The organism is Synechococcus sp. BO 8801 (assembly GCF_002252675.1).
Lineage (GTDB): Bacteria > Cyanobacteriota > Cyanobacteriia > PCC-6307 > Cyanobiaceae > Cyanobium.
The window spans coordinates 52,735-77,666 of record NZ_NQKY01000009.1; the positions used below are offsets into that span (position 1 = coordinate 52,735).

General features: G+C 69.3%; 28 protein-coding genes. 16 read left to right on the forward strand and 12 right to left on the reverse strand.

Going from position 1 to position 24,932, the window contains the following annotated elements:
• Positions 1–17: 17 nt before the first annotated feature.
• The 5 genes from CJZ86_RS08705 to CJZ86_RS08725 all read right to left on the reverse strand — a co-directional run bounded on the left by CJZ86_RS08705 (position 18) and on the right by CJZ86_RS08725 (position 6,050).
• Positions 18–1,244: an FtsW/RodA/SpoVE family cell cycle protein gene (locus tag CJZ86_RS08705; protein WP_094585561.1), complete on the reverse strand. Its 1,227-nt coding sequence runs from the start codon at positions 1,242–1,244 to the stop codon at positions 18–20.
• Positions 1,245–1,374: 130 nt separating this feature from the next.
• Positions 1,375–1,575, reverse strand: coding sequence for a rod-capping linker protein CpcD domain-containing protein (locus tag CJZ86_RS08710; RefSeq protein WP_015110587.1), 201 nt, complete (start codon positions 1,573–1,575; stop codon positions 1,375–1,377).
• 46 nt (positions 1,576–1,621) lie between these two features.
• On the reverse strand, positions 1,622–2,110 hold the full coding sequence (gene apcB / locus CJZ86_RS08715) for an allophycocyanin subunit beta (RefSeq protein WP_094585562.1): 489 nt from the start codon (positions 2,108–2,110) through the stop codon (positions 1,622–1,624).
• 43 nt (positions 2,111–2,153) lie between these two features.
• Positions 2,154–2,639 carry an allophycocyanin subunit alpha gene (gene apcA, locus CJZ86_RS08720; protein WP_015110589.1) on the reverse strand — a complete coding sequence of 162 codons (486 nt, stop codon included), beginning with the start codon at positions 2,637–2,639 and terminating at the stop codon, positions 2,154–2,156.
• Between the two features lie 384 nt (positions 2,640–3,023).
• Entirely contained in the window at positions 3,024–6,050 is a 3,027-nt protein-coding gene (locus tag CJZ86_RS08725) for a phycobilisome rod-core linker polypeptide (RefSeq protein ID WP_094585646.1), read from the reverse strand.
• Between the two features lie 149 nt (positions 6,051–6,199).
• Here CJZ86_RS08725 and CJZ86_RS08730 point away from each other — a divergent pair, with 149 nt between their 5' ends.
• From CJZ86_RS08730 to CJZ86_RS08770, 9 genes are all read left to right on the forward strand, one after another.
• Positions 6,200–7,435, forward strand: a complete 1,236-nt coding sequence (locus CJZ86_RS08730; protein ID WP_094585563.1) for a class I SAM-dependent methyltransferase — start codon at positions 6,200–6,202, stop codon at positions 7,433–7,435.
• An 88-nt stretch (positions 7,436–7,523) separates the two neighbouring features.
• Entirely contained in the window at positions 7,524–7,955 is a 432-nt protein-coding gene (locus CJZ86_RS08735) for an ATP synthase subunit I (RefSeq protein WP_233133926.1), read from the forward strand.
• Between the two features lie 96 nt (positions 7,956–8,051).
• Positions 8,052–8,780 carry a F0F1 ATP synthase subunit A gene (gene atpB / locus CJZ86_RS08740; RefSeq protein WP_094585565.1) on the forward strand — a complete coding sequence of 243 codons (729 nt, stop codon included), beginning with the start codon at positions 8,052–8,054 and terminating at the stop codon, positions 8,778–8,780.
• 154 nt (positions 8,781–8,934) lie between these two features.
• Positions 8,935–9,180 (forward strand): ATP synthase F0 subunit C, encoded by a 246-nt coding sequence (gene atpE / locus CJZ86_RS08745; RefSeq protein WP_015110594.1) that lies wholly within the window; start codon positions 8,935–8,937, stop codon positions 9,178–9,180.
• Positions 9,181–9,280: 100 nt separating this feature from the next.
• Positions 9,281–9,763 carry a F0F1 ATP synthase subunit B' gene (locus CJZ86_RS08750; RefSeq protein WP_094585566.1) on the forward strand — a complete coding sequence of 161 codons (483 nt, stop codon included), beginning with the start codon at positions 9,281–9,283 and terminating at the stop codon, positions 9,761–9,763.
• Positions 9,760–10,287, forward strand: coding sequence for a F0F1 ATP synthase subunit B (locus CJZ86_RS08755; RefSeq protein ID WP_094585567.1), 528 nt, complete (start codon positions 9,760–9,762; stop codon positions 10,285–10,287). The genes CJZ86_RS08750 and CJZ86_RS08755 overlap by 4 nt, the downstream gene beginning before the upstream one ends.
• Positions 10,287–10,835 carry an ATP synthase F1 subunit delta gene (atpH, locus tag CJZ86_RS08760; protein ID WP_094585568.1) on the forward strand — a complete coding sequence of 183 codons (549 nt, stop codon included), beginning with the start codon at positions 10,287–10,289 and terminating at the stop codon, positions 10,833–10,835. The genes CJZ86_RS08755 and atpH overlap by 1 nt, the downstream gene beginning before the upstream one ends.
• Positions 10,836–10,898: 63 nt before the next feature.
• On the forward strand, positions 10,899–12,416 hold the full coding sequence (gene atpA / locus CJZ86_RS08765) for a F0F1 ATP synthase subunit alpha (RefSeq protein WP_094585569.1): 1,518 nt from the start codon (positions 10,899–10,901) through the stop codon (positions 12,414–12,416).
• A 13-nt stretch (positions 12,417–12,429) separates the two neighbouring features.
• Entirely contained in the window at positions 12,430–13,380 is a 951-nt protein-coding gene (locus CJZ86_RS08770) for a F0F1 ATP synthase subunit gamma (protein WP_094585570.1), read from the forward strand.
• Here CJZ86_RS08770 and CJZ86_RS08775 read toward each other — a convergent pair.
• From CJZ86_RS08775 to CJZ86_RS08800, 6 genes are all read right to left on the reverse strand, one after another.
• The gene (locus tag CJZ86_RS08775; protein WP_094585571.1) at positions 13,331–13,762 is read right to left on the reverse strand and encodes a PPC domain-containing DNA-binding protein; all 432 of its coding nucleotides are present in this window, start codon (positions 13,760–13,762) and stop codon (positions 13,331–13,333) included. The genes CJZ86_RS08770 and CJZ86_RS08775 overlap by 50 nt on opposite strands.
• 19 nt (positions 13,763–13,781) lie before the next feature.
• Positions 13,782–14,783, reverse strand: coding sequence for an HD-GYP domain-containing protein (locus CJZ86_RS08780; protein WP_198960104.1), 1,002 nt, complete (start codon positions 14,781–14,783; stop codon positions 13,782–13,784).
• Positions 14,784–14,961: 178 nt separating this feature from the next.
• On the reverse strand, positions 14,962–15,333 hold the full coding sequence (locus tag CJZ86_RS08785; protein ID WP_094585572.1) for an MGMT family protein: 372 nt from the start codon (positions 15,331–15,333) through the stop codon (positions 14,962–14,964).
• A gap of 6 nt (positions 15,334–15,339) precedes the next feature.
• Positions 15,340–16,320, reverse strand: a complete 981-nt coding sequence (locus CJZ86_RS08790) for an NAD(P)-dependent alcohol dehydrogenase (protein ID WP_094585573.1) — start codon at positions 16,318–16,320, stop codon at positions 15,340–15,342.
• Positions 16,317–17,033: a DUF4336 domain-containing protein gene (locus CJZ86_RS08795; protein ID WP_094585574.1), complete on the reverse strand. Its 717-nt coding sequence runs from the start codon at positions 17,031–17,033 to the stop codon at positions 16,317–16,319. Before CJZ86_RS08795 ends, CJZ86_RS08790 begins: the two co-directional genes overlap by 4 nt.
• Before the next feature lie 56 nt (positions 17,034–17,089).
• Positions 17,090–17,776 carry a malonyl-ACP O-methyltransferase BioC gene (locus CJZ86_RS08800; RefSeq protein WP_094585575.1) on the reverse strand — a complete coding sequence of 229 codons (687 nt, stop codon included), beginning with the start codon at positions 17,774–17,776 and terminating at the stop codon, positions 17,090–17,092.
• A gap of 63 nt (positions 17,777–17,839) precedes the next feature.
• Between CJZ86_RS08800 and CJZ86_RS08805 the strand changes: the two genes are divergently transcribed.
• The 4 genes from CJZ86_RS08805 to CJZ86_RS08820 all read left to right on the forward strand — a co-directional run bounded on the left by CJZ86_RS08805 (position 17,840) and on the right by CJZ86_RS08820 (position 20,257).
• Positions 17,840–18,589, forward strand: coding sequence for a TIGR02466 family protein (locus CJZ86_RS08805; protein WP_198960105.1), 750 nt, complete (start codon positions 17,840–17,842; stop codon positions 18,587–18,589).
• A gap of 101 nt (positions 18,590–18,690) precedes the next feature.
• Positions 18,691–18,996: a 2Fe-2S iron-sulfur cluster binding domain-containing protein gene (locus CJZ86_RS08810; protein WP_094585649.1), complete on the forward strand. Its 306-nt coding sequence runs from the start codon at positions 18,691–18,693 to the stop codon at positions 18,994–18,996.
• Positions 18,993–19,202: a DUF8621 family protein gene (locus CJZ86_RS08815; protein WP_094585576.1), complete on the forward strand. Its 210-nt coding sequence runs from the start codon at positions 18,993–18,995 to the stop codon at positions 19,200–19,202. Before CJZ86_RS08810 ends, CJZ86_RS08815 begins: the two co-directional genes overlap by 4 nt.
• Positions 19,199–20,257 (forward strand): DUF3326 domain-containing protein, encoded by a 1,059-nt coding sequence (locus tag CJZ86_RS08820; protein ID WP_094585577.1) that lies wholly within the window; start codon positions 19,199–19,201, stop codon positions 20,255–20,257. Before CJZ86_RS08815 ends, CJZ86_RS08820 begins: the two co-directional genes overlap by 4 nt.
• 9 nt (positions 20,258–20,266) lie before the next feature.
• Here the strand turns inward: CJZ86_RS08820 and CJZ86_RS08825 are convergent, their stop codons facing one another.
• On the reverse strand, positions 20,267–20,773 hold the full coding sequence (locus CJZ86_RS08825) for a DUF1993 domain-containing protein (protein WP_094585578.1): 507 nt from the start codon (positions 20,771–20,773) through the stop codon (positions 20,267–20,269).
• A gap of 183 nt (positions 20,774–20,956) precedes the next feature.
• On the opposite strand from CJZ86_RS08825, the gene CJZ86_RS08830 reads away from it, so the two are divergent.
• The 3 genes from CJZ86_RS08830 to CJZ86_RS08840 all read left to right on the forward strand — a co-directional run bounded on the left by CJZ86_RS08830 (position 20,957) and on the right by CJZ86_RS08840 (position 24,926).
• Positions 20,957–21,529 (forward strand): peroxiredoxin, encoded by a 573-nt coding sequence (locus CJZ86_RS08830; protein ID WP_094585579.1) that lies wholly within the window; start codon positions 20,957–20,959, stop codon positions 21,527–21,529.
• A gap of 129 nt (positions 21,530–21,658) precedes the next feature.
• Positions 21,659–22,885: a hypothetical protein gene (locus CJZ86_RS08835; protein WP_094585580.1), complete on the forward strand. Its 1,227-nt coding sequence runs from the start codon at positions 21,659–21,661 to the stop codon at positions 22,883–22,885.
• A gap of 382 nt (positions 22,886–23,267) precedes the next feature.
• Positions 23,268–24,926: a sensor domain-containing protein gene (locus CJZ86_RS08840; protein ID WP_233133927.1), complete on the forward strand. Its 1,659-nt coding sequence runs from the start codon at positions 23,268–23,270 to the stop codon at positions 24,924–24,926.
• Positions 24,927–24,932: the final 6 nt, after the last annotated feature.

The following is a 24,932-nucleotide window of genomic DNA, read 5'->3' on the forward strand; positions in this document are numbered from 1 at the left end:
CAGATTTTCAGCAGGGCTCAGCCTATCGGGGCAGGCCGGGGGGCCCGCCGGCGGGGCCGGACCGGCTCGAGTCCGGAGGACTCCAGGGAGCAGCGCAGCAGCAGGCCCGCCAGGAACAGGCTGCTGAGCAGGGAGTTGCCGCCGTAGCTGATCATCGGCAGGGGAAGGCCGGTGGTGGGCATCGAGCCGCTGGCCACGGCGATGTTGAGGATCGACTGGCCCACCAGAAGGGTGGTGCAGCCGATGGCCACCAGGCGGTGCTGATTGCTCCGGCAGGCCATGGCCACCCGCAGGCCCACGAACCCGAAGATCATCAGGAACATCAGCAGCATCACCGAGCCGACGTAGCCGAACTCCTCGGCGAAGACCGCGAAGATGAAGTCGGTGGTCTGGATCGGCAGGTACTGGAGCTTCTGGGTGGAGAGCCCGAAGCCCGAGCCGAGCACGCCCCCCGAACCGATGGCCAGCAGGCTCTGCACCAGCTGGTAGCCGTCCCCCTGGGCGACGCGCCAGGGGTTGAGGAAGGAGGTGACCCGGTCGAGCTGGTAGGGGTTGATCATGATGCTGATGCTGCCCAGCACGATCCCGCCGCCCGCGGCCCCCAGCAGCAGCGTCAGGGGCAGGCCGCCGGCCAGGGCCATCAGCCACAGCAGCAGGCCCAGCAGGGCGGCGGTGCTGAGGTTGGGCTGCTTGAGGATCAGCAGGATCACCACCCCGAAGATGCCGAGCCAGAGCAGTTTCTGGTCGAGGGCGATGCGGCGCCAGTGGGAGAAGATCACGGCCCCCTGCAGCACGATGAAGGGCTTGATCAGTTCCGAGGGCTGCAGCTGCACCGGGCCGAGCACCAGCCAGCGGCTGGCCCCGTTGACGGTGGTGCCCACCACCAGGGTGGCGGCCACCATCAGGGCCCCGACCAGAAGGGCCGGCGCGGCCAGGTGCAGCCAGCGGCGCATGGAGGTGCGCATGCCCAGCCAGAGGAGCCCCCAGCTGGCCACCAGCCAGATGGCCTGGCGCTTGACGTAATAGGCCCCGTCCCCCATCTCCCGCTCGGCCACCCACCAGCTGGCGGACGTGAGCACCAGCAGGCCCACCAGGCTCCAGAGGGCCACAAGGCCGAGCAGAAGGCGGGCTTCCGCGGGCCACTGCTGCCAGGGCAGCGGCAGGAAGCCGGCGCCGGGACGGCCGTGGAGCAGGCGGGGTGCTGGGGTGGACAAGGCCGCGGGAGGGTTCCGGGAATGGCCCATTCAGCCGTGACCGGGGTGGGTTTGTCGAGCCGCGGTGAACAATTCGCCGCCTGCGCCGCTGGCTTCGCTCGAGGGCAACAAAAAAGCCCGGCCATGGGCCGGGCGAGTGGGTGGGAACGCCGTGGCGTCCTCAGTTGCCGCAATTCTGCTGACGACGGCCGGTGGCCAGTTCCACCTTCAGGATCCTGCCGCCCTGCTTCATGATCCGCTGCTGCTCGGCGAACCAGCTGTGATAGGGCACCCACTTGGTGAAGTAGGTGTTCTGCAGCTCCCTCTGACTGCGCACCTTCTCGGGGCAGGGGATGCAGGCCGTGATCTTGAACAGGCGCATGGGTTGATCCTCGGAAAACGTGCCGTGTTGAGGGCGTTGCTGGGGATCAGTTGCCCAGGCCGGAGCTGATGTAGTCGAAGTAGACGCCCATCTCACGACCGGCATCGGGGCCGACGAGGGAGGCGGTGGCTTCTTTCATGGCCTGGATCGACTGCACCGTGGCGCCGATGGGCACACCCAGGGAGTTGTAGGTCTCCTTGAGGCCGTTCAGCACACGCTCGTCGAGGATCGACGTGTCACCGGCCAGCATGGCGTAGGTGGCATAGCGCAGGTAGTAGTCGAGGTCGCGGATGCAGGCCGCGTAACGACGGGTGGTGTACATGTTGCCGCCCGGACGGGTGATGTCCGAGTACAGCAGGGCCTTGGCGACGGCTTCTTTGATGATGGCCGAAGCGTTGGCGCTGATGGTGGCGGCGGCACGCACCCGCAGCTCACCGCTGGCGAAGTACTGCTCGAGGCGGCCCATGGAGCCTCCGTCGAGATAGAGCCCCTGGACGTCGGCCTGGTTGATGACGTTGGTGATGGCGTCTTGCATGGATCCTGGGTTTGATGGCTTTGGACGATAGGGAGGTGAAACCTCAGGAGAGGGCGCCGACCACGTAGTCGAAGTAGAAGCCGGCCTCTTCGGCATCGGAGCCGGTGAGGAGGCCCGTGGCTGCGGTCTTCATCTCGCGCACGGCTTCCGCCATGGCTTCGAGGGGAGTGCCGAGGGCGCGATACATCTCGCGGGCCCCGATGACGCCGATCTCTTCGATCGGGGTCACATCCCCGGCGACCACGCCGTAGGTGACCAGGCGGAGGTAGTAGTCCATGTCGCGCAGGCAGGAAGCCGTCATCTCTTCCCCGTAGGCGTTGCCGCCGGGGGAAACGAGATCGGGGCGCTTCTGGAAAAGCTGGCCTCCGGCCTGCTTCACGATGCGCTCCCGGCTTTCAGCCAGGACCTGGGCGACGCGCAGACGACGCTGACCTCCTGCCACGAACGACTTGATCTGGTCAAGTTCGCCAGGGCTGAGGTAGCGGGCTTCGGCGTCCGCGTTGATGATCGAGTTGGAGACGATGCTCATGCAGTTCTGCCTCGAAACAAGCGGTCACCGTGAAGGAGACCGGTATCCGGTGGGTAAGGGTGATCGGCTTGGCCGACCGTCGCATCATTCTGTGGCAAGGGCCGTCGCTCCCATGGCAGCCGGTAACAGTTCTTCACGGCGGATCGCCCCGCGAGATCCCTTGGCTTGCAACGGCTTTGGCCGGAGTTGTTATCACCGTCCAAGCGCAGCAATTGTTCATCTTTTGAGCTTGCCGTCCACGACGTCGCAAGTGCATCGACAGCCCAATCTCTCCGTCTCGTTGTAGAGACGGAGCAAAAGAAACCCCCCGGGACTGACCCGGGGGATCATCGGATGAGCCGCAGGGACTCCTTCAGGGGCGACCCGGGATGGCTCGGGGGCGGATCAGATCGCGCCCCGCAGCGAGGGGGTGAGCCCGGCGTTGCCGCCGTAGAGGGCGGCGGTGCGGTTCACGGTCGTCAGGGGCACACCGTCCTCGGTGCCGAGGCCGCGCAGGTACGGGACTGTGTCCTGGCCGAAGGCGGTGGCGTACTCCCGGGCGCTGAGCAGTTCGGCGACGGCGGCCTGCTGGCCGGCGGTGGCGCGGGTGGCGAGGAACCGGCTGACCTCACCCGGCATGGCGGCCCGTCCGAGCAGGGCCAGGTAGGCGGCGGAGGCGGCCCGCAGGGGGGCCATCCGCTGGAGCCGCTGCTGGAAGAGATCGCTGCCGGCGATCTGGGCCACGAACTCGGCCACCGAGAGCTGGCCGTCACGCAGCTGGGACTCGGGATCCATCTGGCGCTCGGCCGCGAAGGGCACGCGGTTGAGGAGCTGGCGGTAGACCGCCTGCACCACTTCCTGCACCTGGGTCTCGCTGGGATCGCGGAGCAGCTGCACGGGCCTGGAGAGGCTCTGACGGCGACCGAATCCCTGGGGAGCGCCCGGTCGGAGGGCCTTGGCCATGGCGCCGTCGGGGGCGGTGGCGACACCGCTCAGGAGGTTGGTGCCCACCAGGGCCTTCCAGCCACTGGCAAGGCCGATGCTGGCGGGGGCCGCGTAGCCATTGACGCTGCCGGCGGTGGAGACGCCGCTGCGCCAGACGGGGGCGGCGCCTCCGCCGGGCTGCCAGGGGGACTGGCTCCAGCTGCGGGTGGGGGCAGGGGGCTCCCGGAGGGTTCCGGGACCGCTGGGTACGCCCATGGAGGTCGACGCACTCTGGCCGCCGGCCACATCCGCCTTCCACTGGCCGCGCACCTTGGGCCTGGCCGTCAGGTTGCGGGGGACCAGATCGCCGACGGTGCGGATCTCCTGGGACACCGGCACGGTCGGCCGTTGCAGGGGGGTGATGTCGGCAACCGTTTCGAGGGTGCGCACCAGACCAGGGACGCGGCGGGCGTTGCGATCGGCCGGGGTGATGAAGCGCTCGTAGGGGACGGTGTCCTCGCCGAAGCAGTCGTTGTATTCGCGGCCTTCGATCATGGCGTCGACGACGCCGTAGAAGCCCTTGCGGGCGGCGGTGTCGAAGTAGGCGTTGATCTCCCAGCGACCGAAGGTGGGACGGCCGAGGATGCGGCGGTGCATCACCTCGATGGCTTTGGTGATGTAGAGGCCGCTCCAGTAACGACGGCGGAAGGCGTTGGAGCGGGCCACCTGGCGGACGAACTCCCGCAGGCTGATGTCGCCGTTCTCGAGCTTGATCTCCTCGACCTTGTTGCGCTCGCCGGCGTAGCCGGCGGTGCCGAGAACCTGCACGTAGACCGCATTGATGACGGCCTGGGTGCTGGATTCGGTGCCGCGGATGCTGGGCTGGCCGCCCCGGCGGGGGGTGGAGCTGCCGCCGGTGGCGATCTGGCTCAGGCGCACCACCTTCGGCCCCACTCGGCGCGGGGTGGCCTTGCGGAACTGGGCGCTGTCCATGGGCCCGGGCTGGGCCATGCCGTTGCCGATCAGGATCCGGCGGGTGTCGTAGCTGAAGGGGGCCGGGCGGGTGGCCACCGACGCCGTGCTGGACGGGAAGATCGCCCCGTAGGTGAGGGCCAGGGGATCGTTGCCGCCGCCGTAGGGGTGCTGGTCGGCGAGGGGCTGGCGGTAGGAGGCGTAGAGGGTGATGTACTGGGGCGCCCCCTCGAACGGCGCACTGAAGCGGAAGAGGTTGCGGTTGGATCCCCAGCCGGCGCTCTCCTGGGCCTCCTCGCCGATGTCGCGGAGGTAGGGGACCGTTTCCTCACCGAAGACCCGGGCGTACTCCATGCTGTTGACCAGCGCATCGACGAGGCCGCCCAGGCCCTTGGCGCTGACGATGGCGAAGTACTGGCGGAACTCCTCGATCGAGCTCACGCCGCGGCCCAGGAAGTGGCGGAAGGCGAGCTCCACCACCCGGCTGTTGGAGAAGCGGCCGTAGAACTGGCGCCGGTAGACCTTGCTGCGGCCGAGGGCGCGGATGAACTCCCGCATCGAGAGCTGGCCCTGGCGCACCTGGGTGGCCTCCACCGGGCACACCACCTGGGAGTAGCCCTTGACGATGTCCCGCTCGAACACCTGGCGGTAGGCGGCACGGATGATCTCGGCCTTCTCGGCTCCGGAGAGGCCCGGCTTCATCACGAAGCGCTGGGAACCTTCGGCGGCAAGGGCATAGATCGCCGGCAGCTGCAGGCCCTGGTTGACGGGGCTGCCCAGGCGCGCTCGGGTGGAGGGGGTGGGGATCTCGAGCTCCTTGAGGAGCACGTTGAAGCAGTCGATCACCAGCTGGCGGGAGTCCGGCTCCCCTTTGAACAGTCCGGCGGCGGCGGCACGCATCTCCTGCAGGGCCACGTTGGTGGCCGCCAGGGAGCAGGCCTTCTCAAGCACGTCGCGGAGTCCGCGGGTGTTCACCGCCAGGATGCTGGGATCACCGGCGATCACGGCATAGCCCACGTAGCGGAGGAACCAGGCCAGGTCCCGCAGCGACTTGCGCATGCGGGCGTTGCCGTAGATCGCCACCGAGATGGGGTTGAAGCCGCTGGGCAGCACGACCCGCACGTCGGCGTCGGCCTGGACACCCTCGAGGATGCGGCCGAGCAGACCACTGCCCCCCGATCCCTGGGCGAAGGTGCGAACCGAGCGCTGGAACGCGGCCTGGTCGGCGGCGAGGGCGACCCCGTCGGCGGCGCCCACGCTCGGCGTGCTGAGGGGGGCGTCGAGATAGGAGAGGGGCGTGCCGCCGGTGAAGATCCGGTTGGCGGCCTTGGCCACGATCGCGTCGGCGTTGGCGGAGATCCGTCGGGCGGCTTCGACGCGGATCTGGCCGCTGCGGAAGAAGGTGGTCAGGGCGTCCAGTTCGCCGCCGTCGGGGAAACGGTCCTGCTGCTCCGCCTTCCGGACGCTGGAGAGCGGCAGGGTGTCGTAGCGCTGGGGGGCGACCCTGGTGCTGCCGCTGCTGGCGGTCACGGTCATGAACGAGAGCGAGCCGGGCTGGGTCACGTTACGGCTGGCCCCCTGGCCCTCCGGGGCGGGATGAACAAATGTTTGCAGCCTTCTGATGCGCTCACGCTGAACGGCGGCCGGCGCCGTGGAATGCTGCCGGAACCCGCACCAAGGCATTGATGGATCACCCCCCGGAGGCCCCGCTGGATGCCGCCACGCCGGTGGTCAGCGCCTTCTACGACCGCTTCCCCTACCCGGGGGACCCCCTCCAGGACGGCCCGCCCCCTGGATACAACTGGCGCTGGTGCGTGGACAGCGTGGTGGCGGCCGTGGACGGGGCCCTGCCGCCGCCGCCGCGGCCCTGGCGGATCCTCGACGCCGGCTGCGGCACCGGGGTGAGCACCGACTACCTCTGCCATCTCAACCCCGGCGCCAGCGTGCTGGCGGTGGACATCAGCGCCGGTGCCCTGGCGGTGGCCCGGGAGCGCACCGCCCGCTCCGGGGCCGCCGCCCGGGTGGCGGAGCTGCGCATCGAGCAGCGCAGCCTGCTCGACCTGGCGGGGGAAGGCCCCTTCGACTACATCAACTCGGTGGGAGTGCTGCACCACCTCGACCGGCCCGAGGAGGGACTGCGGGCCCTGGTGCCCCTGCTGCGGCCGGGGGGCCTGCTGCACCTCTTTCTCTATGCCGACGGCGGCCGCTGGGAGATCCACCGCACCCAGCGGGCCCTGGCTCTGATGGGGGTGGGCACCGGACCGGCGGGTCTGCGGCTGGGCCGGGAGCTGTTCGCCACCCTGCCCGAGACCAACCGCCTGCGGCGGCACCACGAGCAGCGCTGGGCCCTCGACACCGCCGCCGATGCCAATTTCGCGGATATGTACCTCCACCCCCAGGAGACCAGCTACGACCTGGAGCGCCTGTTCCGCTTCGTCGACCAGCCCGGCATCCGCTTCGCCGGCTTCTCCAATCCCGAGGTCTGGGATCCGGCCCGGCTGCTGCAGGGGGAACTGCTGGAGCGGGCCCGGGCGCTGTCGCCCCGGCAGCAGTGGGCCCTGGTGGAGAGCCTCGATCCCGACATCAGCCACTTCGAGTTCTTCCTGCGGCGCCAGGACGGCGACGGGGCGCCCGACGCCTGGAGCGGCACGGCGACGCAGGAGTGGAGCGACGCGGCCCTGCTGGCGGCCGGGGGCGAGTGCAACCGCTGCCTGTGGGGCTGGCCCTCCACGGCACTGCTGGGTCCCGACCTGCGTCCCCTGACCATCTCGGAGGAGGAGCGGGCCCTGATGGAGGCCCTGGAGGCGGCTCCTGCCGGCACGCCGATCGGGGCGCTTCCCCTGGCCCAGGGCCCCGCCGAGCGGCTGGCGGCGGCGCGGCGGCTCCTGGAGGAGCGGGTACTTCTGTTGCTTAGAGCCTGAACGGGCCGAGTGATAAAGTCCGCACGCCAAGACGGAGCCTCGTCGGTTGCAGGCTGCCCTGACCCCCTCCCCGGATGCCGTCCCCCCCATGGAGACGTCGACCGAAGAGGTCGCAGTCCATCCGACCATCGAGCCTCCCCCCCAGCCTGAACTCGCCGCCGCTCCGGCGACGGTGAACAACGGCATGGACGGTTACCTGCGGCTGCAGCGCCGGATGCTTCTTTCCACGGTCTGTGTCACCGCCCTGGCGGTGCCCCTCACGGCCCTGTGGTTCGACCTTCCCACCGCTTTCAGTCTGCTGGTGGGAGCCCTGGCGGGGCTCCTGTACCTCCGCCTCCTGGCCCGCAGCGTGACCCGCTTCGGCGTCGAAACCAAGGGGGTGGGCAAGGCCCAGCTGCTGGTGCCGGTGGTGCTGGTGGTCGCGGCCGCCAGGCTCCCCGTCCTCGAGATCCTGCCCGCCGTGCTGGGATTTCTCCTCTACAAGCCCGCTCTGATCGTTCAGGCCGTCCTCGACACCTGATCCCTTTTCAGCCGCTCCGGCGGCCCTCTTCAGCCGCTCCGGCGGCCCTCTTCAGCCGCTCCGGCGGCCCAGACGTTCCGCCAGGCCCTACCCCCGATGGCTCCGTTGCCCCTAGCCCTTCCCTTCGCCGCCCTCGAGGTCGGCCAGCACCTCTACTGGCAGCTCGGCAATTACAAGATCCACGGCCAGGTCTTCCTGAGTTCCTGGGTCGTGATCGGCGCCCTGCTCGCCGTGGTCGTGGTCGGCACGCGCCGCCTGGAGCGCGATCCCAGGGGCGTGCAGAACCTGCTGGAGTTCCTCTGGGATTACCTGCGCGACATCGCCCGCGAATACATCGGTGAGAAGGCCTACCGCGACTGGCTTCCCTTCATCGGCACCCTGTTCCTGTTCATCTTCGTGAGCAACTGGGGCGGGGCCCTGATCCCCTGGAAGCTGGTCCACCTGCCCAGCGGTGAACTGGGCGCCCCCACCGCCGACATCAACACCACCATCGCCCTGGCGCTGCTGGTGTCGCTGGCCTACTTCTATGCGGGCCTGAGCCGCAAGGGTTTCCGGTACTTCGAGTACTACGTGGAACCCACGCCGATCATGCTCCCCTTCAAGATCGTCGAGGACTTCACCAAGCCGCTCTCGCTCTCCTTCCGTCTGTTCGGCAACATCCTTGCCGACGAACTGGTGGTGGCGGTGCTGGCGTTCCTGGTGCCCCTGGTGGTGCCCCTGCCGGTGATGTTCCTCGGCCTGTTCACCAGCGCCATCCAGGCCCTGATCTTCGCCACGCTGGCGGCCTACTACATCGGTGAGGCCGTCCACGAGGAGCACCACTAGGTCTGCCCCTCGCCGGCCCGTCCCCCCGGTCTGGCAAACTCTCTGCGCGCAGGTCCGGCTCGATCCGGGCCCGCCTTCCCAGGTGTCCCCGGCGCAGGGTTCTCGACAAGGTTCCTTCCGCGCTTCCCCGGCGCCCCACATTTCTAACCCCACCATGGATTCCCTTACTTCCGCTGCGTCCGTCGTGGCTGCTGGTCTTGCCGTCGGTCTCGGCTCCATCGGTCCTGGCATCGGCCAGGGCACCGCTTCCGGCGGCGCCGTCGAAGGCATCGCCCGTCAGCCCGAAGCTGAAGGCAAGATCCGCGGCACCCTGCTGCTCTCCCTGGCCTTCATGGAATCGCTGACCATCTACGGCCTGGTGGTCGCCCTGGTGCTGCTGTTCGCCAACCCCTTCTCCTGATCGGAGGCCATCGCGGGGATGACAGGGCCGCCCGTTCGTTGCGGCCCTTCTCCACCCCCGGCTCCATCCACGCCTCCACCACCGCCCGCCTTATTGCCCCATGACCAGCTGGCTTCTGCTTGCCGAGGCAGGTGCGACCGCAGGGTCGCCCGAGGGAGGTCTGTTCGACCTCGACGCCACCCTGCCGCTCATGGCGCTGCAGGTGGTGATCCTCACCTTCATTCTCAACAGCCTGTTCTTCCGACCGGTCGGCAAGGCCGTCGAGGACCGTGAGGGCTACATCGCCACCAGCCGGACCCAGGCGAAGGAGAAGCTCGCCCAGGCCGAGCGCCTCGAGGCTGATCTCAAGGAACAGCTGAAGGGGGCCAGGCTCGAAGCCCAGAAGGTGATTCTGGAGGCCGAGCAGGATTCCGACCGTCTCTACCGTGAGGCCCTGGCGGTGGCCCAGGCGGACGCCATCGCCAGCCGCGAAAGCGCCCGCAGCAAGATCGATGCTCAGCGCGCCGAAGCTCTGAGCGCTCTCGAGGCCGATGCCGACAAGCTCGCCGACCTCATCGTCGACCGTCTCCTGACCGCCTCATGATCACCTCCACCATCCCGCCGCTCCTCGCGAGCCACGGCAGCTTCGGCCTCAACCTCGACATCTTCGAGACCAACATCATCAACCTGGCGATCGTCATCGCCGGCCTGACGTGGTTCCTGAGGGGCTTCCTTGGGGGCATCCTGGAGCGCCGCCGCGAGCGGATCCTGGGGGAACTCAAGGACGCCGAGGAGCGGCTGAACGCGGCCACCGCCTCCCTCGCCGAGGCCCAGAAGAGCCTGGGTGAGGCCCGCACCCGCGCCGAGAAGATCCGCGCCGACGGCAAGGTCCGCGCCGAGGCCATCCGCTTCGAGAGCGAGAAGCGCACCGTCGAGGAGATGGCGCGCCTGAAGCAGGACTCCCAGTCCGACCTGGATTCGGAGGTCTCCCGCGTCAGCCGGCTGCTGCAGCGCGAGGCCGCCGAGATGGCCATCGCCAAGGCCCTGGTCAGCCTGCCCGGTCGCCTCGATGCCAGCACCCAGGCCCAGCTGATCGATCAGTCCATTCAATCGATGGGGAACGCCTGATGCCTCTGCTCAACACCATCACCACCCCCTACGCCGACGCCTTCCTTCAGGTGTGCGACGCCAACGGCGACACCGAGGCGGTGATCGATCAGGCCCGGGCGATCCTCGCCCTCTGGCACGACTCCAGCGACCTGCGTGAGGCGATGGCCTCCCCGGTCCTCGAGGTCGAAGGCAAGAAGGCGGCGCTCGAGAAACTCTTCGGCAAGGACATCTCCCCCTCCTTCCTGAATCTGCTCAAGCTGCTGGCCGACCGCCAGCGCATCGGTTTCCTCGATGCCGTCCTGGAGCGGCTCCTGGATCTCTACCGCGAGCAGAACCAGATCGCCCTGGCCACCGTGACCTCGGCGAGTCCCCTGAGCGAGGACCAGCAGGCGCTGCTCGCCGAGAAGGCCAAGGCCGTGGCCGGCACCGACAAGGTGGAGATCAGCCTCGCGGTGGATCCTGCCCTGATCGGCGGCTTCATCCTCAGTGTCGGTTCCAGGGTGATCGACGCCAGCCTCGCCGGCCAGGTGCGGCGCCTGGGCCTGACGCTCGCCAACGTGAGCTGACGCTTCCTTCCCTCCCCCCCACTCCTCCCCACTTCATCGCCTCCCCTCCGGGGACTCCCACCCATGGTTTCCATCCGCCCCGACGAGATCAGCGCCATCCTCAAGAAGCAGATCGCCGACTACGACAAGTCGGTCTCTGTCAGCAACGTCGGCACCGTCCTGCAGATCGGTGATGGCATCGCCCGGGTCTACGGCCTCGAGCAGGTGATGGCCGGCGAGCTGGTGCTGTTCGAAGACGGCACCGAGGGCCTGGCGCTGAACCTGGAGGACGACAACGTCGGCGTCGTGCTGATGGGCGAGGGCCTGGGCATCCAGGAGGGCAGCACCGTCAAGGCCACCGGCCGCATCGCGGCGGTGCCCGTGGGCGACGCCATGCTGGGCCGGGTGGTGAACGCCCTGGGTCAGCCGATCGACGGCAAGGGTGAGATCGCCACCACCGAGACCCGCCTGATCGAGTCGATGGCGCCTGGCATCATCCAGCGCAAGTCGGTGCATGAGCCCATGCAGACCGGCATCACGGCCATCGACGCCATGATTCCCATCGGCCGGGGCCAGCGCGAGCTGATCATCGGCGACCGCCAGACCGGCAAGACCGCCATCTGCATCGACACCATCCTCAACCAGAAAGGTGAGGACGTCGTCTGCGTCTACGTGGCCATCGGCCAGAAGAACGCCTCGGTGGCCAACGTGGTGGAAGTGCTGCGTGAGCGCGGCGCCCTTGATTACACCGTGGTGGTGGCGGCCAGCGCCTCGGAAGCGGCCGCCCTCCAGTACCTGGCCCCCTACACCGGCGCGGCCATCGCCGAGTCCTTCATGTACAAGGGCAAGGCCACCCTGGTGGTGTACGACGACCTCACCAAGCAGGCCCAGGCCTACCGCCAGATGTCCCTGCTGCTGCGCCGTCCCCCCGGCCGTGAGGCCTACCCCGGCGACGTCTTCTACTGCCACAGCCGCCTGCTGGAGCGGGCCGCCAAGCTGTCCGACGCCATGGGCAAGGGCAGCATGACCGCCCTGCCGATCATCGAGACCCAGGCCGGTGACGTCTCGGCCTACATCCCCACCAACGTGATCTCGATCACCGACGGCCAGGTGTTCCTCAGCTCCGACCTGTTCAACTCCGGCCTGCGGCCCGCCATCAACGTGGGCATCTCCGTGAGCCGGGTGGGTGGCGCCGCCCAGACCAAGGCCATCAAGAAGATCGCCGGCACCCTGAAGCTGGAGCTGGCCCAGTTCGACGAGCTGGCCGCCTTCTCCCAGTTCGCCTCCGACCTCGATGCCGCCACCCAGGCCCAGCTGGCCCGGGGCAAGCGTCTGCGCGAGCTGCTCAAGCAGCCCCAGTTCAGCCCCCTGATCCTGGCCGAGCAGGTGGCCGTGGTGTACGCGGGCGTCAAGGGTCTGATCGACGACGTGCCCGTGGAGCTGGTTCCCCAGTTCGCCCGCGAACTGCGTGAGTACCTCAAGAGCAGCAAGCCCGAGTACATCAGCAAGGTTCAGACCGACAAGGTGCTGAGCGACGAATCCGAAGCCATGCTCAAGGAGGCCATCCGCGAGGTCACCTCCACGATGCTGGCCGCCGCCTGAGGAATCTCCACCCATGGCCAATCTCAAGGCAATCCGTGACCGGATCAGTTCGGTCAAGAACACACGCAAGATCACCGAAGCCATGAGGCTGGTGGCCGCCGCCAAGGTGCGTCGCGCCCAGGAGCAGGTTCTGCGCACCCGCCCCTTCGCCGACCGCCTGGCCCGGGTGCTCCAGAACCTCGAATCCCGCATGGGCTTCGAGGGCGCCGATTCACCGCTGCTGGCCGAGCGCCGGCCGGTGGGCACCATCACCCTGCTGGTGGTCACCGGCGACCGGGGCCTCTGTGGCGGCTACAACGCCAACGTGATCCGCCGGGCCGAGCAGCGCTTCGCCGAGCTCAAGGGCCAGGGCTTCACGGTGGACATGGTGCTGATGGGCCGCAAGGCCATCACCTACTTCACCAACCGCTCCTACCCGATCCGGGCCACCTTCACCGGTCTGGAGCAGGTGCCCACCTCCCAGGAGGCGAACGACATCGCCAACGAAGTGCTCGCCGAGTTCCTCTCCGCCAGCACCGACCGCGTGGAGATCGTCTTCACCCGCTTCATCAACCTGGTGAGCTCCCAGCCGGTGGTCCAGACCCTGCTGCCCCTCGATCCCCAGGGCATCGCCAGCTCCGACGATGAGATCTTCCGTCTCATCACCCGGGACGGCCGACTCGGGGTGGAGATCGGCAAGGTGGAGAACGCCGAGCCGGCCCTGCAGCCCGACTTCGTGTTCGAGCAGAGCCCGGAGCAGCTGCTCAATGCCCTGCTGCCTCTTTACCTGGCCAACCAGCTGCTGCGCTCCCTCCAGGAAGCGGCCGCCAGCGAACTGGCCAGCCGGATGACGGCCATGAACAACGCCAGCGACAACGCCAAGGCGCTCGCCAAGACCCTCACCCTCGACTACAACAAGGCCCGCCAGGCGGCCATCACCCAGGAGATCCTGGAAGTGGTGGGTGGCGCGGCCGCGATGGGCTGATCGTCAGCTCCAGGTGGCCGGTGGCGGCATCCCGCTCCCGGCCCAGCTGCCAGCCTTCCGGGCAGAGCAGCAGGATTTCCATTGTCGTCCGCACCCGGCTTCCGTGGCAGAGGTGCCCCCCCAGGGTGTGCCCCTCGGCGTCGGCCACCACCAGGTGCAGGTGGGCCCCATCCCTGCTCACGCTGCCCGCCAGCGTGATCACCTCCTGCGGCCCCGCCAGCACGACCCCCCGGGCCTGATCGGCGAAGCGCAGCACGGGACGCTCCAGGCTGCCGATCCCAGAGACGATGAAGCCGCAGAACTCCGGGTCCGCCTGAGCGAGCCGTTCGAGTTCGCCGCGCAGATCCACGCCCGGCGGTAGACGGAGGGGTCGGTACGGCATGGCGTGGCGGCGCCCTTCTTCAGGCGTTGGAACAGGCGCAGCGGTAACCCTTCTCGCGGAAGACCCGCAGACAGGCGTCCACCACGAGGGAGTCGTAGAGCACGCCGCGGTTTTTCTCGATTTCCCGGAGGGCGGCCTCGGTGCCCAGGCCGGCCCGGTAGGGGCGGTGGGCGCACATGGATTCCACCACGTCGGCGACGGCCACGATCAGGGATTCCGGCAGCAACTGATCGCCCGTCAGGCCGTTGGGGTAGCCACTGCCGTCCATCCGCTCGTGGTGCTCATGGACGATGCGCGCGATCGGCCAGGGGAAGGCCACGTCCTTGAGGATCTGGAAGCCGGCCTCGGCATGTTCCTTGATCAGGTCGTACTCAAGGCAGGTCAGCTTGGTGGGCTTGGAGAGAATTTCCGCCGGCACCATGATCTTGCCGATGTCGTGCACGGACGCCGCCAGCCGCAGGCCCTCCAACTCCTTCGGTGCCAGCCCCAGCTCCTCCCCGATCGCGACCGCCAGGTTGGCCACTCGCTTCTGGTGTCCGGCGGTGTAGGGGTCCCGCATCTCCGCCATCGCCCCCAGCACCGAGACGAGGTGCCGGTAGAGCAGCTCCTGTTCCCTGAGGGTGTCGATCCAGCCCGCCTCCGCCAGCTCCCTGGCAACGAGGCTGCCGAGTCGGGTGGCGATCGTGTCCAGCAGCAAGCGCTCTTCCGCCAGGAAGGGCCCTTCGCTGGCCTCCTCGAAACGGTCGGTGTAGCCCACGTCCACCGAGCCGTACACCCGGTCGTTGACCCTGATCTCCGAAGACTGCACCGACTGGCAACGCTCCAGATCACCCGTCTGGTAGCGGCGGTCGCCGTGGCGGATTCGGGCGATGGCGCTGGCGGGATGCAGCCAGGCCGCCGGGATCGTCGTGACGATCGCCGCCAGCATCTCGTCGATCGTGCCCTGGCTGGTGCTGATGATGCGCTCGATCTGGTGGAGGCAGTGGAGCTCCTTCATCCGTTCGATGAGGGCCAGCTCCAAGGGCAGCCTCAGACCCTCGAGGGAGCGGGATGCCACCCCCTTTTTCCTCCCGCCACGGGGCCCGTATCGCTTCCCTATGCCAGCGTCCATCTCGCCGTCACTCCCAGAGGAGCAGATCAGCACGAAGCACCTGCAACGGCGGTCGATGCTTTTCTGTTGTTTTCACGCTACACCTGGGTCAGCGACCACGCACCTGTCTGGGGATCCCGTGGGGCAACGCGGCGGCCGGGAGAACAACGGCCTCCAGCGGGGGAGCGACCGCATGGCCGACCACGTCGATCCCTTCCCGTTGCAGCAGCTGGGCCTGGGTATCGCCGTTGGGATCGCGCTTGGTCGCGCCCAGGCTTCCGTCTGCTGACACGACGCGATACCAGGGCACGTCCAGCTTCGTGTTGTCGTCCAACTGGCTGAGGATGTAGGCCACGTGTCTGGGCATCACCGCCAGATGCTCGCCGATGGATTGGTAGGTGGTGATCTTCGATTCGGGAATCGCCGCGACGATCCGGAGCACCTGATCCTTGATGCGGGCGAAAGCCTCGGACTTTGCCATCAATGACTAGCTCGGCTCGCGCACCGAGATGATGACGTTACCCTTCTTTCGTCCTGTGTCGACATAGCGGTGGGCTTCCGCGATCTGATCGAACGGATAGATCCGATCGATCACGGGTTGGAACGCTCCCGCCTCCGCCAGGGCGGCAAGCGTGAGCAGATCGTCGCGTTTCACGGTCGCGGGGCCGGCGATCACGCTGCGGCCGGATGTCAGCGAGACCCACAGCCCCTTCAGCATGTCGGGCAGTCCGGCCAGCACCAGCAGCAGCCGCCCCCCCTTCCGGAGTGAGCGCCGGCAGCGAGAAAAGGGCGCCGTGCCGACCGTGTCGACAATCACGTCATAGGTTTCGCCGTTGCGGCTGAAGTCCTCCCGGGTGTAGTCGACGACCTGGGTCGCCCCCAGGGAGCGCACCAGTTCGAGGTTCGCGGAGCTGCACACCCCGGTGACCTCGGCCCCGGCGTTCCGGGCCAGCTGGATAACGGCGCTGCCCACCGCCCCGGAGGCCCCATTCACCAGCACCTTCTCGCCGGGTCGCACCCTGGCCCGGCGCAGGAAATCCAGGGCCGTCGTGCCGCCGAAGCACAGCGCGGCGGCCGTGGCGTCCGTGAGGCCGGGCGGTGTGGCCACCACCATGCCGTCCTCGGGCAGGCAGAGGTACTCGGCATGGCAGCCCATGGCCATGTCGCTGAAGGCGAAGACCCGCTCCCCCACCTGGAATCGGGTGACATCCCTGCCGATCGCCGCGACAACCCCGGCCAGCTCCGATCCGAGGATCGGCTGCCTGGGCTTTCGCAGGCCGAACACCAGCCGCATGATCAGGCCGAATCCCGTCGGCACCGTCTGGCTCCGAATCCGCCAGTCGGCCGAGGTGACCGTGGTGGTATAGATCCGGATCAGGATCTCCTTGGCCTTCGGGGTGGGTGTGGCGATCTCTCGGATCTGCAGCACCTCCGGCGGCCCGTAGCGTTCGGCGAGCACGGCCTTCATGGCAGGGGGGATCCGAGAAAGGAGGAATAGGCCCTGGAGAGGGCTTGCTTGCCGCCCGTTTCCACCACGGCGCCGTGGGCCACGATCACCCGGTCGAAGTCCCACCGCAGGAGAGCTTTCATGGCCTTGAGCAGCGAAGCTCTGTCGGTGGTGGCCAGGCGCTCGAGAATGGTGGGCTCCAGGCGAGCGTAACCACCGCCGATCCGGGTGAGGCAGCGGGTGAGCCAGGGGGCGGAGGCATCGAAGTGGAAGGCGCTGTCCGTCAGGACGAGGGTCCGGCTGGGGGTGTGGCAGAACGCCACCTCGTGCAGCGGCGATGGGCCGGTGGGCCCCAGGGTGTGGAGCCCGCTGAGGCCGCACAGCAGCAATCCCGGCCATGGGGAGGGCTCTTGCGCGTTGAGCAGACGGTCCAGCTCCAGGTGGGGACACTTCTGCCTCAGGAAGGACGGACCCCAGCTGATGGCCTGGGGAAAGCGCTGCTGGAAGGCCTGGAGATAGAGATGGTGGAAGGCGTTGGGCGCCACGATGTCGGTGACGACACCGATGGCGGCCAGTTCGATTTCGAGCTCTGGGGTTGGCTGAATCGGCGAAAGGATCACCAGCCGGTTGCTGTTCTCCAGGCGGATGACGGTCATCCGGGTGCCGATGCTCAGGCCGAAGTAGCGCTGCGGTTGTTCGGCCACCCAGAGATCATCGGCGAGGCGCCGCAGCATGGGTGTGGCGGAAGGCTGGGCCCAACCTAAGGGCCTGGGCCAACAGGAGGTCTGCCTCAGCCCGCCGGGCGAAGAATCCGCAGCATCGCGTTGCCGCCGCGCTGAAATTCGTAGGGCACCGCTTCGATCGCCACCGTGAAACCCTCCGCGCGCAGGGCTGCCGCACTCTCCTCCAGGTGGGGCGACACTTCACCGCCCAGGGTGAGCAGCGGAAACACCCGCACCTCCCGCGCCACGCGGACCAGCTCCAGCAGCGAGGCCCGATGGAAAGCGGCATCGAGCTGCAGGCTGTACAGAAACAGCAGATGGGAGCAGAGGGCCAGCTCGAAGCTGGCGTCGGCGAAGGGCAGGGAGGGCAGGGCGGCTTCCACATAGCGCCCCTGGGCCACACCGGCCGGATAGTCGTCCAGGAAGGTGCCCATGGCCTGCATGCGTCGTCGGCCGAGTTCCTCGGGCGTGGGGATGGCCTCCCAGACGAAGTCGCTGTGGTTCTGCCGGATCTGTTCGATCACCTGGTCGTAGGTGGCGGCGATGCGGGAGCCGATCTCCTCCCGGCTGAAGCGATAGATCGGATCGCAGGAGATCACCGCCGTGCCCCTGCGGCTGGCTTCGGCATTGAAGCTGGCCGGTCCATCCCCGCAGCCCAGGATCCGGCCCGTCAGGTCGTCCGCCGAGAGGGCGAACATGGCCCCGTACTCCTCGAAGGAGCGGCCCCAGGGGACGACCTGATCCAGGGTGAACATGGTGGAACTGGAGGGGTGAGCTCAAGCCAGGGAATGATTGTCCCGTTCCCGCCCGGTTCGTCCATGGCCGATGCCGCCGCCCCCGCCGCCACCCCCGCCGCGCTGGCGATCGAGTCCCTGTTCCCGATGGCCCTGGGCCGGGTGCAGCTGGCCCCCGATCCCCTCGACACCGCCCTGCTGCTGCAGCGGGCCCTGGAGCTGCGGGAGCGGGACCCCAGCGAGGAGGGCGTGGCCTGGACCGGCGATGTGCGCGGCGCCGGTGAACTGCACCGCGACCCCCTGTTCGCCCCCCTGATCGGCCGGCTGGCGGGCCATGCCTGGAAGTATCTGGCGGCGCTGGGCTTTGATCGCCGGCGCCTGGCCCTGCAGGTGCAGCGCAGCTGGCCGGTGATCAGCGAGGCCGGCGAGCAGGTGGGGCGCCACCACCACCCCAACGCCCACCTCAGCGCGATCTATTACCTCAATGGTGACGGCAGCGGCCGCAGCGGCTGCCTGCGCCTGTTCGCTCCCCGGCAAGTCAATGAGCTGGTGCCGGGGCTGGCGGTGGGCCAGGACGGCCCGATCGGGGCCGATGCCGCCCTCAACCGCCCCTGGCACGACGTGGCCCCCCGGGCGGGGCTGCTGCTGCTGTTCCCCTCGTCGGTGGACCATGCGGTGCTGCCCAACGGGGACCCGGAGGACACCCGCTTCTCGCTCAGCATCGACTTCGTGCTCACGGCCCCGGCGAACGCGCCCGATCCGGGCGAGTACCTCGCCCCCCACCCCGGTCGCTGGCTGGCGATCGGGGAAGATGGGACCGAGCCGGGAGCCTGAGCCGCCCTGCCGACGCCGCCCCTCCCCGACCCCCATCCCCCGTGTCCGAGATCACCCCAGCGACGAGCCCAGCCACTGCGTCGGAGCTCCCCGTCTTCCAGATCAGCGCCAGCCTGGATGGCACCGCCTACAGCTTTCCCTGCCGCAGCGACCAGACGGTGCTGAGCGCCGCCGAGGCCGCCGGGGTGCCCCTGCCCAGCTCCTGCTGCTCGGGTGTCTGCACCACCTGCGCCGCCCTGCTGCGCAGCGGCACCGTGCACCAGCCCGATGCCATGGGCGTCAAGGCCGAGCTGCAGGCCAAGGGCTATGCCCTGCTGTGCGTCTCCTATCCCCTCGCCGACCTCGACCTGCTGGCCGGCCAGGAGGACGCCCTCTACGAGGCCCAGTTCGGTCAGTTCCAGAAGTGAGCGCCCTGGTGCCCCTGGAGCTGTGGCTGCAGGCCTCCCCCGGTCCGCTGCTGCCCCAGCTGCGGCAGGGGCTGGCCCGGGAGGCCCGCCGCCTGGCCGGTGAGGGCGCCGAGCCCCTGCGCTGGGCGATCACGGCGGTGGATCCCCGCCGCGGCCTGCGGCTCGAGGGGATCGTGGTGGCGCCGGTGCCGGCACCCGGCCCTTGAGCGCGGCGGCCCCGCCCCTGCCCACCCTGCTGGTGATCCCCACCGGGGTGGGCTGCGCCGTGGGCGGCTTCGCCGGCGATGGGCTGCCGGCGGCCCGGCTGCTGGCGGCGGCCAGCGGCTGCCTGATCACCCACCCCAACGTGATGAACGCCGCCTCCCTCTACTGGAGCGACCGGCGCCTGCACTACGTGGAGGGCTGGAGCCTCGACCGCTTCGCCGCCGGCGAGCTGGCCCTCGCTCCGGTGCCCTCCCAGCGGGTGGGCGTGCTGCTGGATGCGGGCATCGAAGCGGAGCTGCTGCTGCGCCACCGCCAGGTGATCGAGGCCTGCCGCGCCAGCCTGGGGCTGACGATCGGTCCGGTGCTGAGCAGCGATGGCCCCCTGGAGGTGAGCCTCTCGATCGGGCCCAGTGGCAGCAGCTGGGGCACCATCGGCCGCCCCGACGCCCTGCTGCGGGCCGGTGAGGCGCTGCTGGCGGCCGGAGCCACGGCCATCGCCGTGGTGGCCCGCTTCCCCGACGAGCCCGGCAGCGACGCCCTGGCGGCCTACCGCCACGGCACGGGGGTGGATGGCCTGGCCGGGGCGGAGGCGGTGATCAGCCACCTGCTGGTGCGCCACCTGGGGGTGCCCTGTGCCCATGCCCCCGCCCTGGCGCCGCTGCCGCCCGACCCCGCTCTGGATCCGCGGGCGGCGGCCGAGGAGCTGGGCCACACCTTCCTGCCCTGCGTGCTGGTGGGCCTCAGCCGGGCCCCCTCGCTGCGCCCCGAACCGGCCAGCGGCAACGGCCTGCTGCACGGCGCCGATCTCGGGGCGGTGGTGGCGCCGGCGGGGGCCCTGGGGGGGGAGGCGGTGCTGGCCTGCGCCGAGCGGGGCGTGCCCGTGATCGCCGTGGAGGGGAACCCCTGTCTCCTGCAGGTGGGTGGCGAGGCCCTGGGGCTGCCGGTGATCCCGGCCGCCAGCTACGCCGAAGCGGCCGGGATCGTGCTGGCCCTGCGGGAGGGCGTCGATCCGGCGGCCCTGCGGCGGCCCCTGCCGACCCTTAAAGGCCCAGGCTGAGGGTGGGGCTCAGGGCTCGCCGAGGAAGTCCCGCTTGCCAAGCTCCACGCCGTTGTGGCGCAGGATGTCGTAGGCGGTGGTGACGTGGAAATAGACGTTGGGCAGCACGAAGAGCAGCAGGAAGCTTTGGCCGCTGAAGCGGAGCGTCTCGCCGCGGATCGGCAGTTCGATCGCCTTGGTTTCGGTGCCGTCGATCTGCTCGGGGGTGAAGGCCTCCAGGCTGGTGAGGGTCGTCTCGATGCGGCCGATGAGGTCGTCGAAGCCGGCTTCGTTGTCCTCCATGGATGTGCTTTCCACCCCGGCCAACCGGGCCAGGCCGCGGCGGGCGATGTCGGTGGCGATCTGCACCTGGCGCACCAGGGGGAACATGTCGGGGTAGAGGCGGGCCTGCAGCAGCACGGCGGGATCGATCCCCTTGGCTTCGGCGTGGGCAGCCGCCTTGGCCAGGATCGCCGCCAGGTTGCGCAGGCTGCGGGCCATGGGCGGAACGGCCGCCTCGAACATCGAGAGGGTCATGGCTGGGGCGGGGGCCGGGGGCAGGCGAAGCGGACTGTAGGCCGGTCGAGCGGGTGGCCCGGCAGCGGCGATGAGCAGAAACACTCAGCCGGTTTCCCCCCTAAGGCGGACCGATTGCGAGTTAAGCTCTCTGCGATCGCTGCTCCGGGCGGCGCGTCGTCAAGTCGTTCTTCACACATTCACATGGCTGTCATCGAAAAGGTCCCCAGCGTCGTCTTCAAGACCCGTGTGCGCGATGAATCCGTGCCCGGCCCCAACCCCTTCCGCTGGCAGGACCTGACCACCGACGACATCTTCAAGGGCAAGAAGGTGGTGGTCTTCTCCCTCCCCGGTGCCTTCACCCCCACCTGCTCCTCCAACCACCTGCCCCGCTACGAGGCCCTGTACGAGGAGTTCAAGGGCCTGGGTGTGGACAGCATCGTCTGCGTGTCCGTCAACGACGCCTTTGTGATGTTCCAGTGGGGCAAGCAGGTGGGCGCCGACAAGGTGTTCCTGCTGCCCGACGGCAACGGTGAGTTCAGCCGCAAGATGGGCATGCTCGTCGAGAAGGACAACCTGGGCTTCGGTGCCCGCTCCTGGCGCTACTCGATGCTCGTCAACGACGGCACCGTCGAGAAGATGTTCGTGGAGCCCGGTCTCGAGGACAACTGCCCCACCGACCCCTTTGAGTGCTCTGACGCCGACACGATGCTGGCCTACCTGAAGGGCACCGCCCCCGCCGGCGTCTCCGCCCCCAGCCGCGAATTCGTCGGCTGAGGCCTCGCCACCGCTGATCAGATCGCCCCCGACTCCTGCAAAGGAGCCGGGGGCTTCCCGTTTTCGGGAGGATGCCCCAACGGCGAAGCGTCGCCAGCATGGGCCCATCAGCCGGGGGCGGACGAGACGGTGAGTGACGGGATCGGCACCACCAGCTTCCGTTTCCGCCCCCAGGGTCCCGGCCGCTTTTTCGTGGCGGCGTTCCTGTCGTTCTGGCTGTGTGGCTGGCTGGCGGGGGAGATCTTCGCCCTCTGGGTCCTGTGGCGATTGCTGGGAAGTGGGCTGGCCACCGGCCAGTGGGCCCTGCCGGCGGTTCTGTTTCTACTGGTGTGGCTCAGCCTCTGGAGTGTCGGCGGCGCCGTTGCCCTGCGACAGGTGCTGGGCGCTCTCTGGTCGGAGGATCGACTGGTGCTCGGGGCGGATGGCAGTCTCGTGCGCGAGGCCCATCGCGGACCCTTCCGCCGCCGGCGGGCCATGCCCTGCCGGGAGATCCGTCAGTTCCAGGTGCGCGGAGCGGGCGCCTGGGGGGGGCCGCTGGTGGCCGAGCTGTCCGGTCGCAGCCTCGAGATCACCCGGCTCGGCAGCCTGCGGGAGCGGCAGGAGGCGGCCGATCAGCTCAACCGGCGGCTGGGCCTGCGCCCCCTCGCCGAAGACCCGGCCGATGGCCCGGGCCAGGCCCAGATTCCCGCGGTGCCGGTCCTGCCGGCGGGCTGGCAGGAGCTCACCCCCTCCTTCGGCAGTGCGCTGCTGGTGCCCGAGCAGGCCCTGCGGCGGCAGCAGCGCCGCGTGATGGGCCTGGTCAATCTGGTGCTCTGGGGGCTGCTGGCCCTGCTGCTGCGGGGCGGCCCCGCCGGGCCGGTCTTCTGGGCCCTGGGGATTCCGCTGGCGCTGCTGGCCCTGGCCGGCGGCTGGGGCCAGCTGTGGCTGGCCTTCGGGCGCCTGGAGTGGCGGCTGGAGCCACGGGTCCTGGTGCTGCAGCGCCGTTTCGGCCAGCGCCTGCGCACCCTGGGGGAAGCCCGGGCCCTGGAGCTGGTCGAGCTGGTCGATTCCGAAGGGGACCGCTCCTACCGCCTCCAGGCCCTCAGGCCCCCCGATCCGCCCCTGCGGGTCGACGACCACGCCACCGATCCGACCCCCCTGCGCCACCTGGGGGCCTGGCTGGCGATGCGCTCCCACGTGCCCTTCGACGACCGGGTGCCCAGCGAGGAGCAGCGGCGCCGGCAGCGGCGCGCCGAGATGGAGCGACTCCGCCAGCAGCTGGCCGGCTCCGGGCGGCTGGGGCGCTGGGCGGCCCGGCAGCTGGAGCGGGCCGAGGCGGCCGGGGCCGAAGCGGCCGCGCGGCGGCCGGACACCTGATGGGCCCGGATCCTGCGGGGATCAACCATCCGCTGGCAGCAAACATCTGCCGGGGATCCATTGCTTCTCCCGGTGCCAACGGCGGCGCCGTCACGGTGGCTGAACCAGGAAAGTCGACTAGCATTTTTTTTGTGATCTCTACAGATTTGCCGCAGAAGGGCTGCTTCACCCCAGTGCTTCTGCCCCGGATCTGCATCACGCCCCATGGAGATGGTGAACGGTTTCGATGGGCTTTTCCGACACGTTTCCTTTCCTGCATCCGGTTTCCCGGCAGAGAAAACGCAAAAAGGTGATCAGCGATACTGCCGTTAACTGTGAACCTCTTCTGGAGAGGTTGACGGCGATGGCTGAGCCCCGGACTTCTCCCCTTCCCGACGCCTCCTTGGCGGCTGCGGGTGCGGCGGCCGGCCTCCAGCCGATCCTCGACGCCCTGCCGGATCCGTTCCTGCTGCTGCGGCCCGAGCGGGTCGCCGGCGGCGCCATCCACGATTTCATCTGCACCTATGCCAATGGGGCGGCCTGCCGTCTCCATGGCCACCAGCTCGACCGGATCGTGGGGGCCCGGCTGCTGGATCTCCACCCGTCCCAGTGCCCCAGCGGCCTGTTTGAGCAAGGTGTCCGGGCCTTCGAGGCTGGCCAGACCGTGGAGGTTTCAGCCCCCGGCCGGCCGGGCGATGCCCCGGTGGCGCCACGGACCCTGCGGCTGTTCCCCGCCGGCGGGTGGCTCTGCTGCCTATGGAGCGGGGCGAGCGAACCGGCCGACCTGCGCCGACGGCTTTCGGAGCTCGACCACAGCCAGCGCCACGACGCCGTCTCCGGCCTGGCCGTCCGCAGCGTCGCCCTGGCCCGGATCCGCCAGGCCCTCGATCGCCAGGCGGGCTCCGGCTCGATCCTGGCGGTGCTCAGCATCGGCGTGGACGGGCTCACCCCGGTGAACGATGCCCTCACCCATGCCGGCGGCGACCAGCTGATCGCCTTCCTGGCGGGGAGGATCGTCCGGGAGATCGGCGAGCCGGACCGGGTGGGCCGCGGCACCGGCGATGAATTCATCGTCCTGCTCAGTGATCTGGCCTCCGCGGCCGAGGCCGCCCATACGGCCGAGAGGATCCTCACGGCCTGCCGGGCGTCGATCACCATCGGCGGGCAGCCCATCGATCCCACGGTGAGCATCGGCATCGCCACCACCGCCGGCGGCGCCCTCCCCGACGAGCTGCTGCGGGATGCCAGCCTCGCCATGCGTCAGGCCAAGGCCCGGGGCCGCAACTGCTTCGCCCTGCTCGACGACGCCCTGGCCACCGAGGCCCACACGCGCCTGCTGTTCGCGGCCGAGATCCAGCGCGGACTGGTGATGGAGGAGTTCGCCGCCTGGTTCATGCCGATCGTCTGCTTCGCGAGCGGCGAGGTCACCGGCTACGAGGCCCTGGCCCGCTGGGTGCGCCCCGATGGCATCGACGTCACTCCCGCCGAGTTCCTGCCCTGCGCCGAGCGCCGCGGCCTGATCGTCCGGATCGACCAGCTGGTGCTGCGCCAGGCCCTGGCGACCCTCTCCCGGCTGCCCGAAGGCCTCACCATGGCGGTGAACGTCTCGGCGGCCACCCTCGCCCAGCCCGATCACCCCGAGCTGGTGGCCGAAGCCCTCGAGGCCGCCCGGGTGAGCCCGGATCGGCTGCATCTGGAGGTCACCGAGACGGCCCTGCTCAGCGTCACCGACCGGATCCGGCAGCAGATGGAGCAGCTCGCCGGCCGTGGGGTCCGCTGGTACGTGGATGACTTCGGCACCGGTTACTCCTCGGTCAGCCATCTCCGGGATCTGCCCATCGCCGGGCTGAAGCTGGACCGGTCCTTCACCTGTGCAATGCGGGCGAAGGACACCAAGAGCCTGCGGCTGTCCCAGGCGTTGGTGGGGGTGGCCGAAGGACTGGAACTCGACACCGTGGCCGAGGGGGTGGAAACCATCGAGGAGGCCCGTCTGCTCACCTCCCAGGGCTGGCTGCGGGGCCAGGGCTGGCTCTACGGCAAGGCGACTCCCCTGGCACCGTAGGGCCCT